Source organism: Ideonella sp. P3_A4, assembly GCF_056403075.1.
The window spans coordinates 1-11,290 of record NZ_JBFUGE010000183.1 but is presented as its reverse complement, the minus strand read 5'-3'; the positions used below and the strand labels follow the sequence as shown (position 1 = coordinate 11,290).

The 11,290-nt window shown below is 65.9% G+C and carries 15 protein-coding genes; 10 read left to right on the top strand and 5 right to left on the bottom strand.

What is annotated here, in order from left to right; translation table 11 throughout:
• The 9 genes from AC1DYI_RS16925 to AC1DYI_RS16885 form a co-directional block, all read left to right on the top strand.
• A partial coding sequence (locus AC1DYI_RS16925; RefSeq protein WP_477205302.1) for an energy transducer TonB occupies positions 1-268 on the top strand: 268 nt, incomplete at its 5' end.
• A complete protein-coding gene (locus AC1DYI_RS16920; protein ID WP_477205301.1) occupies positions 265-1,008 on the top strand; it encodes a MotA/TolQ/ExbB proton channel family protein in 744 nt (247 codons plus the stop codon). The genes AC1DYI_RS16925 and AC1DYI_RS16920, both read left to right, overlap by 4 nt.
• 1 nt (position 1,009) lies before the next feature.
• Positions 1,010-1,429, top strand: coding sequence for an ExbD/TolR family protein (locus tag AC1DYI_RS16915; RefSeq protein ID WP_477205300.1), 420 nt, complete (start codon positions 1,010-1,012; stop codon positions 1,427-1,429).
• A 113-nt stretch (positions 1,430-1,542) separates the two neighbouring features.
• Positions 1,543-3,774, top strand: a complete 2,232-nt coding sequence (locus AC1DYI_RS16910) for a TonB-dependent receptor (RefSeq protein WP_477205299.1) — start codon at positions 1,543-1,545, stop codon at positions 3,772-3,774.
• A 30-nt stretch (positions 3,775-3,804) separates the two neighbouring features.
• The gene (locus AC1DYI_RS16905; RefSeq protein ID WP_477205298.1) at positions 3,805-4,485 is read left to right on the top strand and encodes a Fe2+-dependent dioxygenase; all 681 of its coding nucleotides are present in this window, start codon (positions 3,805-3,807) and stop codon (positions 4,483-4,485) included.
• Positions 4,470-5,156, top strand: a complete 687-nt coding sequence (locus AC1DYI_RS16900) for a PepSY-associated TM helix domain-containing protein (RefSeq protein WP_477205297.1) — start codon at positions 4,470-4,472, stop codon at positions 5,154-5,156. The genes AC1DYI_RS16905 and AC1DYI_RS16900 overlap by 16 nt, the downstream gene beginning before the upstream one ends.
• Positions 5,157-5,175: 19 nt before the next feature.
• A complete protein-coding gene (locus AC1DYI_RS16895; protein WP_477205296.1) occupies positions 5,176-5,697 on the top strand; it encodes a DUF2271 domain-containing protein in 522 nt (173 codons plus the stop codon).
• Positions 5,698-5,714: 17 nt separating this feature from the next.
• Positions 5,715-6,536 carry a DUF4198 domain-containing protein gene (locus AC1DYI_RS16890; protein WP_477205295.1) on the top strand — a complete coding sequence of 274 codons (822 nt, stop codon included), beginning with the start codon at positions 5,715-5,717 and terminating at the stop codon, positions 6,534-6,536.
• On the top strand, positions 6,533-7,564 hold the full coding sequence (locus AC1DYI_RS16885; protein ID WP_477205294.1) for an FAD:protein FMN transferase: 1,032 nt from the start codon (positions 6,533-6,535) through the stop codon (positions 7,562-7,564). The genes AC1DYI_RS16890 and AC1DYI_RS16885 overlap by 4 nt, the downstream gene beginning before the upstream one ends.
• A gap of 15 nt (positions 7,565-7,579) precedes the next feature.
• Here the strand turns inward: AC1DYI_RS16885 and AC1DYI_RS16880 are convergent, their stop codons facing one another.
• The 5 genes from AC1DYI_RS16880 to AC1DYI_RS16860 all read right to left on the bottom strand — a co-directional run bounded on the left by AC1DYI_RS16880 (position 7,580) and on the right by AC1DYI_RS16860 (position 10,656).
• The gene (locus AC1DYI_RS16880; RefSeq protein WP_477205293.1) at positions 7,580-8,287 is read right to left on the bottom strand and encodes a hypothetical protein; all 708 of its coding nucleotides are present in this window, start codon (positions 8,285-8,287) and stop codon (positions 7,580-7,582) included.
• Between the two features lie 123 nt (positions 8,288-8,410).
• Positions 8,411-9,130 (bottom strand): hypothetical protein, encoded by a 720-nt coding sequence (locus tag AC1DYI_RS16875; RefSeq protein ID WP_477205292.1) that lies wholly within the window; start codon positions 9,128-9,130, stop codon positions 8,411-8,413.
• Between the two features lie 93 nt (positions 9,131-9,223).
• Complete coding sequence (locus tag AC1DYI_RS16870) at positions 9,224-9,490, bottom strand: hypothetical protein (RefSeq protein WP_477205291.1); 267 nt, start codon at positions 9,488-9,490, stop codon at positions 9,224-9,226.
• A 59-nt stretch (positions 9,491-9,549) separates the two neighbouring features.
• Positions 9,550-10,053 carry a cupin domain-containing protein gene (locus AC1DYI_RS16865; RefSeq protein ID WP_477205290.1) on the bottom strand — a complete coding sequence of 168 codons (504 nt, stop codon included), beginning with the start codon at positions 10,051-10,053 and terminating at the stop codon, positions 9,550-9,552.
• 33 nt (positions 10,054-10,086) lie between these two features.
• Positions 10,087-10,656 (bottom strand): NADPH-dependent FMN reductase, encoded by a 570-nt coding sequence (locus AC1DYI_RS16860; RefSeq protein ID WP_477205289.1) that lies wholly within the window; start codon positions 10,654-10,656, stop codon positions 10,087-10,089.
• Positions 10,657-10,912: 256 nt separating this feature from the next.
• On the opposite strand from AC1DYI_RS16860, the gene bfr reads away from it, so the two are divergent.
• On the top strand, positions 10,913-11,290 hold a 378-nt coding region (gene bfr / locus AC1DYI_RS16855), incomplete at its 3' end, for a bacterioferritin (protein ID WP_477205288.1).

Sequence of the window (11,290 nt, the reverse complement as noted above, 5' to 3'; positions counted from 1 at the left end):
GAGCTACCTTGAGCCGCCGGCGCCGGTCTACCCGCTCGCGTCGCGCCGCATGCAAGAGCAGGGCGAGGTGCTGCTGAAGGTCGAGATCGGCACTGATGGCCGCGCGCGCCAGGTGCTGGTGTCGCGCTCTTCCGGCTCACCCCGGCTCGACAACGCCGCGCTGACCGCCGTGCGCGCCGCCCGCTTCAAACCCTATACCGAGAACGGTGTGCCACTCGTCGTGTGGACCACCGTGCCGATTCAATTCGAACTGGAGAACAAGTCATGACTGAACCGGGCACGCTGGGCCTGGCCCATTTCCTGGGGCAAAGCGATGCGGTCGGCAAGACACTGCTGGCGATCCTGCTGCTGATGTCGGTCATCTCGTGGGTGCTGATCGCCACCAAGGGCCTGACCTCGTTCTTCCGCAAGCGTCGCTCGGAGGCTTTCCTGAGCCTGTTCTGGAACGCCACCTCGCTCGACGAGGTGCATGCCGAGATCACCACCCACGGCGTGCAAGAACCGTTCGCCCACCTGACTGCGCATTCGATGCACGCCAAGGCGCATCACGCCAAATACGGCGCCGCCAAGCTGGCTGAAGCCGGCAGCGAGCAGGAGTTCCTGACCCGCACGATCAAGAAGGTGCTGGACGAGGAGACGATGCAGCTCGAAAGCGGCCTCACCCTCTTGGCCACCATCGGCGCGACCGCACCGTTCGTCGGCCTGTTCGGCACTGTCTGGGGCGTCTACCACGCGCTGGTCGCCATCGGCATGAGCGGCGCCGGCACGCTGGACAAGGTCGCCGGGCCGGTCGGCGAGGCGCTGATCATGACCGGCCTCGGCCTGGCCGTCGCCATTCCCGCGGTGATGGCCTACAACTGGTTGGCGCGCAGCAACCGTGTGCTAACCGCCAAGCTGGACGCATTTGCTTTCGAACTGATGTCCTTCCTGACATTGGGTCAGACGCTGCGCCAGGGAGCCGAGCCGGCCGCCAACGTGCACGCGATGCCGGCACGCGTGGGGCACTGAGATGGCCTTCGCCAGCTTCGACTCCCAACGCGCCGCCGCGCCGATGGGCGAGATCAACATGGTCCCGCTGATCGACGTGATGCTGGTGCTGCTGGTGATCTTCATCGTCACCGCGCCGTTGCTCACGCACGCGGTCAAGCTCGACCTGCCGCAGGTCAGCTCGCAGGTCAACGAAGTGAAGCCGCAGAAGATCGAATTCGCGATCGATGCCGGCGGCCAACGCTTCTGGAACGGCGAGCCGGTGACGCGCACCGATGCCGCCCAGCGTTTTGCCGCCGCCGGCCGCTTGCAGCCGGTGCCCGAGGTGCACCTGCGCGCCGATCAGAGCGTGGCCTACCGCGCGGTGGCCGAGACGTTGGCCGACGCTTCGAAAGCCGGCCTGCACAAGATCGGCTTCGTCAGCCAGCCCGAAACGCCTTGAACGGTGGCGGGATCTGCGTGGCCGCTCGGCCAACCCGTTACTTCCGAACCATGCCCGCCGCCAGCCGCTCGCCAGCCAGGGACAACTTTGACCTGACTCCCGAGGGATTTTCCTTGAACTCGAACAAGCCCACTTCCACGCCCACAGCGCTGCCGTTGAGCCTGCGCGCCGCCACGCTCGCGCTCGTCTTCGGCACCGCGCACGCGCAGACCGCCGCGCCGGCGCCCGCCGGCCCGGACGCCACCAAGACCGAATCCAGCCTGCCGCCCATCAAGGCGACCGCCACCGTCGAGCGCGACAACAGCCAGGCATCGACCGGCGGCAAGTTCGAGACGCCGCTGCGCGACGTGCCGCAATCGATCACCGTGATCGATCGCAAGATGCTCGACACCCAGGCCGCCGCATCGCTGAAAGACGCGCTGCGCAATGTGCCTGGCATCACGCTGGGTGCCGGCGAAGGCGGCGTGATCGGCGACAACATCAACCTGCGCGGCTTCTCGGCCCGCACCGACATCTACCTCGACGGCATGCGCGACCGCGGCCAATACAGCCGCGACGTGTTCTCGCTACAGGCCGTCGAAGTGCTGAAGGGCCCATCGTCGATGTTGTTTGGCCGCGGCTCCACCGGCGGCGTCATCAACCAGATCAGCAAGAAGCCCGAACTGCGCGACCGCAGCGAGCTGGGCGGCACGGTCGGCACCGACGGCTATTTCCGCACCACCGGAGATTTCAACAAGGTGCTGTCGGACAGCGCGGCCTTCCGCGTGACCGCTTTCGGCCAGCAGATCGAATCGACCCGCGACGTGACGAAGAACAAAGACGCCGGTGTCGCGCCGTCCGTTCGCCTGGGCATCAACACGCCGACCGAGTTCTCGGTCGCCGCGCTGATCCAACGCAACCGCGACATCCCTGACTACGGCTTCCCGTTCGTCACCACGTCTGGTGCTGGGACCGTGCGCAAGCCGATCGATGCGCCGGCACACAACTTCTACGGCTACACCGACGACCAGTTCAACCAGGACGTCAATGTGCTGAGCCTGACACTGCAGCACAAGGCCAGCAGCACGACGACGGTGCGCACGCGCCTGCAACTGAGTGACAACCGCACCCACGCTCGCGCCAACCCGCTGGGCGCAGTGGTCAATGTCAACGGCACCGTGCCGACGTTGGACGACGACCTGAACGACCTGAGCGCACCGCGCTCGACGCGTGAGCGCCAGCTGAAAGACACCTCGGTGATCAGCCAGACCGACGTGACCACCAAGTTCGCTTCGGGCAGCGTGAACCATCAGCTGACCGCCGGCGTCGAGCTTGCGCGCGAACGCAACCGCGACGACCGTTATGCCTGGAACACACCGGTTGACGCGGCGACGATCAACCTGGGTTCGCCGGTCTACTCCGGCATCACCGGCCAGCACGCGCTGTCGCGTACCACGACGACGATCGCCGACACGGCCGCCGTCTACATCAACGACCAGATCGAGCTGACGCCGCAGTGGAAGCTGGTCGGCGGCCTGCGCAACGAGCGCTTCATGGTCAAGTCGGACCTGGTCAAGTACACGCTGCCGGCGGGCTTCCCGCTCGACACCACCGAGGCCGCCGCGCCGAAGTCCGAGAGCATGTGGAGCCCGCGCGCTGGCGTGCTGTTCCAGCCCGATGCGATGCAGACCTACTACGCGTCGTACGGCACCTCGTTCAACCCGTCGGCCGAGACGGTGACGCAAAGCGCCAGCACCGCGACGCTCGGCGCCGAGCGCAACCGCTCGTTCGAGCTGGGTGCGAAGCTGGACTTGCTGGATGGTGAACTCAGCGTCACCGGCGCGCTGTTCCGCATCGAAAAGACCAACCCGCGCACGCAAGACGCTGCCGGCACGCAAGTGACCGAAGGCCTGATCCGTGTCGACGGGCTGGAGCTGGGTGCCACAGGCCGCATCAACCCGCAGTGGGAAGTCTTCGCCGGCTACACCTACATGAACGGCAAGATCGTCGAGTCGCCGCAGATCGGCACCAACGCCGACGCGGGCATCGCCGCCGAAGGCAAGACCGCACCGAACACGCCGTGCCACAACGCCACGCTGTGGACCACCTACCGCCTGACCCCGCAGTGGGAACTGGGTGGCGGCGCGCAGTTCGCCAGCGACCGTTGGCTGAACAACTTCGAAAGCGCCAAGGTCGACGGCTACACCCGCTGGGATGCGACGGTGGCCTACCTGCAGAAGTCGTGGGAAGTGCGGCTGAACCTGCAGAACCTGAGCGACGCGGTGTACTTCGAAGCCAGCAGTGCCGGCCGCGCGACGCCGGTGCGCGGCCGCACTGCGTTGGTCAGCGCGCTGATCCGCTTCTGACCTGACTGTCGTGAAAGAAAGGCCCCGGTCATGATCGTGCAGATTCCCGCCGTGCTGACGCCTGAACAGGTGCGGGCGGCGCGCCACGCGCTCGACCGAGCGCCTTGGATCGACGGCCTGGCTACGGCCGGCCACCAGGGCGCGCAGGTCAAGCGCAACCGCCAGCTGGCCGAGGGCTCGGCGCTGGCGCGCGAGCTGGGTGACATCGTGCTCGCCGCGCTGGAGCGCCACCCGCTGTTCATCAGCGCGGCGCTGCCGGCCGAGGTCTACCCGCCGATGTTCAACCGCTACGAAGGCGGTGAGACCTTTGGCGCCCATGTCGACAATGCGGTGCGTCTCGTGCCCGGCAGCGGGCGCAAGCTGCGCACCGACATCTCGGCCACGCTCTTTCTCACCGAGCCCGACAGCTACGACGGCGGCGAACTGCTGATCGAAGACACCTTCGGCGCCCATTCGGTCAAGCTGCCCGCAGGTGACCTGGTGCTGTACCCGTCGACCAGCCTGCACCGCGTCGAGCCGGTCACGCGCGGCGCGCGGCTGGCCTCGTTCTTCTGGGTTCAGAGCATGGTGGCCGACGAGGGCGAGCGCAGCCTGTTGTTCGACCTGGACACCGCCATCCAGCGCTTGAACCAGACCGGGGCCGACGAGGCCGCGCGGCTGCAGCTGACCGGCTGCTACCACAACCTGCTGCGGCGATGGATCAAGGTCTGAGCACCCTCAAGCCCGCGGCCGGCGCGCAAGCGTTGGCCGTGCAGCGGGCGCAACGTCGGGCCCAGTGGCTGAAGGCCGTCCTGCCGTTGCACTGGATTAGCTCGGCGTTGACGTTGGCCGGGCTGCTGGTCTTCGCGCTGACTGGCATCACCTTGAACCACGCCGGCAGCATCGAAGCCAAGCCGGCGTTGCGCAGTGGCAGCTTCGAGTTGAGCCCGGCCGAACGCGGTGCATTCGCCCGCGGGGCACCACTGGCCGACAGCAATGGGCGCGCGCCCTTGCCGCGGTCGCTGCACCAGCCCTTGCAAGACCGCCTGGGTCTGCACTGGGACGCCGAGACCGAGGCCGAATGGAGCACTGACGAGGTCTATCTGTCGCTGCCGCGTCCGGGCGGTGATGCCTGGCTGCGCGTCGACCGTTCGCGCGGCAGCCTCGAATGGGAAGACAGCGACCGCGGCTGGGTCGCCTGGCTGAATGACCTGCACAAGGCGCGCCATACCGGTCAGGTCTGGCGGGCCTTCATTGACATCTTTGCCATCGTTTGTGCGTTCGCTTCCGTCACTGGCTTGCTGCTGCTGGCGTTGCATGCGCGCCGCCGGCCCAGCACCTGGCCGTTGGTGGCCGCCGGCTTGCTGCTGCCGCTGCTGCTGGCTGTCTACGCCGCGCACTGACTATTCGAGAGGTTGATCGATGATTGTTCGCACCACTGTGTCGTTAGGCGCCGCGCTGGCGCTGGCCCCGCCATCGGCGCAAGCCGCCGAACTGGCCCTGAAGCTGGAGTTGCCGCGCCTGGGCGTGGCCGAGTACCACACGCCCTATGTGGCGATGTGGCTGCAGCGCGCCGGCGACCAGGGCTTTGCCGGCCACCTGGCCGTCTGGTACGACCTGAAGAAGAAGGACAACGGCGGCGCCAAGTGGCTGCGCGACCTGCGCCAGTGGTGGCGCCAGGGCGGCCGCGACGCGCAGATGCCTGTCGATGGCGTCAGCGGCGCAACGCGCGCGCCAGGCGAGCACGTCGTGCAACTGGGCGGCGCCAAGGCGCTGGCGAGCCTGCCGGCGGGCGACTACGAGGTGGTGATCGAAGCGACCCGGGAAGGCGGTGGTCGTGAGGTGCAGCGCCTGCCGCTGCACTGGCCGCCCACCGGTGCGACCCAGGCCAAGGCCCAGGGTGAGCACGAGCTGGGTACTTTGAGCCTGCAAGCCAAACCCTGAACCAGGACGGACACGCCATGCAAAAGTCACCCATGAAAACGCGGGCGCTGATCGCTATCGCGGCGACCCTGGCCTCGTTCAGCGCTGCCGCCCACCATCCCTGGCTGCTGCCCAGCCAGACGCTGGTCGACGGCAAGGAAGGCGTCGTCGCGATCGACGCGGCCGCCACCGAAGACCTGTTCGAGTTCGACACCCGTGGCCTGCCGCTGGACGGCCTGGCCATCACGGCGCCGGACGGCAGCAACGTGGCGCCGACGGCCGTCAACACCACCTCGCGCCACCGCAGCAGCTTCGAGTTGACGCTGGTCCAGACCGGCACCTACCGCATCGCCAACTTGAGCCAGGGCGTGATGGTCAGCTACAAGCAGGGCGGTGAGACCAAGCGCTTTCGCGGCACGGCCGAGGCCTGGGAGAAAGAGCGCCCCGAGAAGGCCGAGGACGTGCGCGTGACCCAATTCGCCGGCCGTGTCGAAACCTTCGTCGCACGCGAGAAGCCGAGCGACAAGCCATTCGCGCCGGCAGGCCAAGGGCTTGAGCTGATTCCGCTCGACGCGCCGGTGGACCTGAGCGATGGTGACCGCACCCGCTTCCGATTGCTGCTCGATGGCCAGCCACTGGCCGATGCCGCGGTCAGCCTGCTGCGTGGCGGCAACCGCTACCGCTACAAAATGGGCGAGCTGACGCTGAAGAGCGATGCCAAGGGCGAGTTCAACGTCGCCTGGCCCGAAGCCGGCCGCTACTGGCTGGGCGTGAACCACAGCACTCCGGCCGAGGCCGCCAACCTGCCGCCGTTGCGCCGCCTGAGCTACAGCGCGACGCTGGAAGTGCGGCCGAAGTGACCGCCGGCGCGGCGGCCGGCGACGCGCTGGTGCTGCTGCCGCCCTCGGCGCCGCTGGTGGCCGCGCCGCGCGGTGCGGTGCTGCATCGGCTGACCGGCCAGAGCATGGGTAGTGTTTGGCGGCTGGTGCTCGCAGCCACGCCCGCCGTGCCGCTGGCGGCAGTGCAGGCTCGCATCGAGGCTTGCCTGGCCAGGTTGGTGCAGCAGATGAGCCACTGGGAGCCGGACTCGGAACTGAGCCGCTTCAACCGCCTGCCGGCGGGGCAATGGCAAACCTTGTCATCGGACTTTGCGCAGGTGATGCGTTTGGCGCTGCGCATGGCCGAGCAGAGCGGCGGTGCGTTCGACCCGGCGCTGGGTCAGGCCATTGACCGTTGGGGATTCGGGCCCACCGGCAGGTTCGGTAGCGCGGACTTCTTGGTGCCCGTCTTGACCGACGCGAAGCCGCCAGGTGCCTGGCGCGAGCTCAAGCTGGAGGGGGACCGTCTGCAGCAACCCGGCGCCTGCCGGCTCGACCTGTCGGCGATCGCCAAAGGCCACGCGGTCGATGCCGTCGCTGCGGTGCTGCGCGCCGATGGTCACCACCACTTCCTGTTCGAACTCGGCGGCGAGCTGTGCGGCGAAGGGCTGAAGACCGACGGACAACCGTGGTGGGTGGCGCTGGAGCGCCCGCCCGGCGCAGCCGGCTTGCCACCGCTGCGCGCCGCGCTGGTCGGCCAGGCCATCGCCACTTCAGGCGACTACCGCCAGGGCTTTCGCGACGCGCAAGGCCACTGGTGCTCGCACACGCTGGACCCGCGCACCGGGGCGCCGGTCCGGCATGCGTTGGCTTCCGTCAGTGTGCTATGCGAACGCTGTGCCGACRCCGACGCGCTGGCCACAGTGCTGTTCGTGATGGGGCCTGAAGAGGGCCGAGCCTGGGCCGACCGCCACGCTGTCGCTGCGTGGTTTGTCACCCGCGATTCGCAAGCGGCCAACGGTTGGCGCGAAGGGCCAAGTGCGGCGCTGCAGGCCTGGCTGGAGAGCTAGAGGGTCAGCAGACGATCAATTCGGAGCAACGCGGTAAGCAGAGAGCTTTTCGCTGCTCGTATACATGCGAGGCCCGCCGGCCGGAATGATCGTGACGTCACGGCTGACCACACCAATGCCGACCACATAGTTCTCGCGGACAGTGGTGTAGCTGGCGTAGTACTCTTCGTTGGTCACCGGGTTCGAGACGATCCAAGAACTGCCAGATGTGACCACATACGATTCGTCGAAAGTGCCGGCAGGCGTGACCACACGCTCTATTGCGGTGACATCTCCGTCGTCAGTCACGGTCTCGACCTCGTTGACGCCGTCGCCGTTGACATCTTCTCCGTAGTCGCGGGTCTCGTTCTTGTTCACCCACGAGTCGCCCACGTGAAGTGGAAGTTTGACGACCAACTGAGGGGTTTGATCCTCGTCACCGGGGGCAGGCAGCCGCAACACTCCCGTCGGGGGATGCTGATAGATCACGTCGGTCCCTGCTTGTCCATCTCTGCGCATCAGGTACGAGGTTGAGCCGTCGGTATTCACCGAGCCGGCAACTTCGTAGACTCGCGTGTAAGACGAGAACCGGGAGTCTTGGTAGTCCATCTCCCATCGGTTGCCAACGCTGAGCGGAAACGGATCGGTGCCTCGAGGCTCGGTTTCGTTGTTGCCGCCGCCACAACCTGCTGTCAGCAGCGCGACGCAAGTCATCGCACAAGCAGAGTATTGAAGCTGTCGCATCGGGATCTCCCTTTTTGATCCGCGAAGTCTATGTAGCTCGATCGTTAGGAGTGTTTCTGTTTACCAACTGAAACAATGCGAATCTAGTCAAACCGAACGGTGATCTGGTGATCGGGTTCTCGCTCACTTCAGGCGATAGGCGGACAGCGACTCCGAGCTCTGATACGTGAACGGGCCATCCTCCGGCGTCACAGCGGTTTCGCGGCGTACGAGACCGATACCTGGCACATACCATTCGTACGTGGTGCTGCTTTCCGTGGACGTGCTCGAGTCGGAGGTGAACAGAATGGTTCGGGTCTGCGAGGTACCAACACGATAGGCGTTCTCAAAGCGGCCCGCCCCGACGGACACGGTCTCAATGGCGTCGACGCTCACAGTCGCCAGTATGGCTACCGGTTCGACGATTCCATCGAAGTCGAAGTCGGTGTCGCTGTCGACGGTCTTGTCAACCTGGGTCCATCGGTCACCGACGTGCAGTGGCAGCCGCAGGATGACGCGCGGCCCGGTGCGCAACTCAAGACCCGACTCAGTGCTGGCGGGTACGCGAGTCACCTCGGTTGGTGTACGAATGAAATACGCATTAGGCAGCGACGGACTCGTGTCGTCCAGATGGCCGCTCGCGTCGCTCACGGCGTACCCAGGCTTTCCACCTACGTTCACTGGACCTGACACGATCGTTGTCACCGGTCCGTCGGAATGCCGCGAGTCCAGGAAATGCATTTCCCAACGATTGCCATCAGCAAGCGGAAATGGGTCGTCACCCAGTTCATCTTGCTCGTTGCCACCACTGCATGCCGACAGGAGCGCACAAGCGGCCAGGCAAGCGTATCTCAGTTGTTTCATCGCATCTCCCTGCTAGTTATGGACGGGAGTCTAAGTGCGTCCTTGGCAGAGATCATTGCTGGCAACACACTGAAACAGCAGCGCCCGTCCTGTTTACTCCGCCGGTCTCACGAACACGGTACCGAAGGCACCCCACGACAGCGTCTTGCCGTTTGCTGTGGTGTACGACGCCACCCCCAACGAGTGGTAGGTCGACACGAAGGCCGTCAAGGCGCCCAGGCCCAACGCACCCGCGATGGGGCTGCGCTCTGAGGTGGCCTTCTTGATCTTGTCACGGTGCGTCTCGGCCGAAGGATTCAGCACGATGGCCGCGACGAAGACGGCGGCGGTGACGAGGGCGGACGTGATAGCGCGGGCCATGCTGAAGCGAGCTTGTGTGAAGTCGGCGCAGCATACCGCGCTGGTCCGTCATCCGACGTTCAAGGCTCGCCTTCCCAGTAGTCCAGCGACTCGGCGCTGCGCTGGATCACATCGAAACTGCCTTCACCCTTGTCGATCCCCAGCGCGAGGAACTTGCCCGAGTCGGGGTATTCGCAGACCTCGGGCCGCTCGCGGGTGCTGACCGACAGGTAGTGCAGCGGTGCGTCGGAGCTGTTGATGATCTGGTGCGGGTACTCGGGCCCCGGCGGAATGAAGATCACGTCGCCTTCGCGGATCGGCAGCAGCTCGCCGGCCACGCGCAAGGTGCCATTGCCGCCCAGGATGATGAACATCTCTTCCTGTGCGTGGTGCAGGTGGTAGGGGCAGCCGCGCATGCCGGGCGCCAGCGTGTCCACCGAAGCGCCCAGCTTTTGCGCCGCGGTGCCGGGCGCCAGGCGTGCGCACATTGAGTCGTACAGCGGTGCGCGCTGCTCATGGTTGAGTGGCACCTCGTTCCAGTTGCGGATCAGCTTCTTTGCCAAGGCATTGGCCGCGTCGCTCATTCGTTGTCTCTCCTGTTGGGATGTTGTTGCCTGTCAGCCCAAGCGAAAGCTGGGCCCGCGTTCCGATGCTCCTTGCTCGACGGCGTCATGCAAGGCCTGCAGCGCCGACCGGATGGTGCCGGACACCGAGGGCGACGCGACCATGCCGCCTTCGTCCAGCTGGGCGCCCAGCAGCGCGATGCTGACCGAGGCCGGCTCGATGATCTCGGCCGACATCGTCTTCAGCGTTTCGCGCAGCGCGTCGTCGGCATGATGCGCCCGCGGCGAGGCGTTCCACACCGCGACCGGCTTGTGCACGAAGGGCTCGAAGCTGACCAGCCAGTCGAGCGCGTTCTTGATCGTGCCGGTCACGCCGTGGGCGTATTCGGGGCTGGCGATCAGCAAGGCGTCGGCGGCGTCCACCGCGTTGCGCAGGGCTTGCACCGCTGACGGCGGGTCGACTTCGTCATCGGGGTTGAACAGCGGCAGCCGACCCAGGCCGGTGAACAGCTCGACGGCCATCGGCGATGGCGCCAGTCGCGCCGCGGCCCGCAGCAGCGCCGCGTTGATCGACGCCGCCCGCAGGCTGCCGCACAGCGCCAGAACTCTGAACTGTCCCATCATGCGGCGCGCAGATGGCTCAGCGAGATGGGTTGCCGCTTCGAGTTTTCGTCTCTGTGTTCGTGGCTCATCCGTAGGGTGGCTGTCTCTCAAGGCGGCTGATGCTAGAGGCTTGAGAGCATCCCAGCAACGCAGTCGTCGAATTCCAAAACGAATGCGAGCGATTCGCGCTCAGAGCGCAGCTGTGCGGTTATCACTTGACCAGTGAACCGCCGCAAAATGCTTATTTGCCCCGAACGAAGTCAAGAAGGAGAAGGCCATGAAAGGCGACGCCAAGGTGCTTCAGTACCTGAATGCCCAGTTGAAGATGGAGCTGACTGCGATCAACCAGTATTTCCTGCATGCGCGGATGCAGAAGAACTGGGGCCTGGCGAAACTGGCCAAGCACGAGTACGACGAGTCGATCGAGGAGATGAAGCACGCCGATCGCCTGATCGAGCGAGTGCTGATGCTCGAAGGTCTGCCGAACCTGCAGGACCTGGGCAAGCTCTATATCGGTGAGTCGGCGGTCGAGACGCTGGACTGCGACCTGAAGCTCGAGGTGGCCGCGCAGGCGCACCTGAAGGAAGCGATCGCCTACTGCGAGACGGTGCGTGACTACGTGTCGCGCGAGCTGTTCAACGACATCCTCGAAGAC

Excerpts from the sequence above, each read along its gene's own strand:
- AC1DYI_RS16915 (WP_477205300.1), top strand. The coding sequence starts at position 1,010 with ATGGCCTTCGCCAGCTTCGACTCCCAACGCGCCGCCGCGCCGATGGGC.
- AC1DYI_RS16905 (WP_477205298.1), top strand. The coding sequence starts at position 3,805 with ATGATCGTGCAGATTCCCGCCGTGCTGACGCCTGAACAGGTGCGGGCG.
- AC1DYI_RS16875 (WP_477205292.1), bottom strand. The coding sequence starts at position 9,130 with ATGAAACAACTGAGATACGCTTGCCTGGCCGCTTGTGCGCTCCTGTCG.
- AC1DYI_RS16920 (WP_477205301.1), top strand. The coding sequence starts at position 265 with ATGACTGAACCGGGCACGCTGGGCCTGGCCCATTTCCTGGGGCAAAGC.
- AC1DYI_RS16900 (WP_477205297.1), top strand. The coding sequence starts at position 4,470 with ATGGATCAAGGTCTGAGCACCCTCAAGCCCGCGGCCGGCGCGCAAGCG.
- AC1DYI_RS16895 (WP_477205296.1), top strand. The coding sequence starts at position 5,176 with ATGATTGTTCGCACCACTGTGTCGTTAGGCGCCGCGCTGGCGCTGGCC.
- AC1DYI_RS16880 (WP_477205293.1), bottom strand. The coding sequence starts at position 8,287 with ATGCGACAGCTTCAATACTCTGCTTGTGCGATGACTTGCGTCGCGCTG.
- AC1DYI_RS16860 (WP_477205289.1), bottom strand. The coding sequence starts at position 10,656 with ATGATGGGACAGTTCAGAGTTCTGGCGCTGTGCGGCAGCCTGCGGGCG.
- AC1DYI_RS16865 (WP_477205290.1), bottom strand. The coding sequence starts at position 10,053 with ATGAGCGACGCGGCCAATGCCTTGGCAAAGAAGCTGATCCGCAACTGG.
- AC1DYI_RS16890 (WP_477205295.1), top strand. The coding sequence starts at position 5,715 with ATGCAAAAGTCACCCATGAAAACGCGGGCGCTGATCGCTATCGCGGCG.
- AC1DYI_RS16870 (WP_477205291.1), bottom strand. The coding sequence starts at position 9,490 with ATGGCCCGCGCTATCACGTCCGCCCTCGTCACCGCCGCCGTCTTCGTC.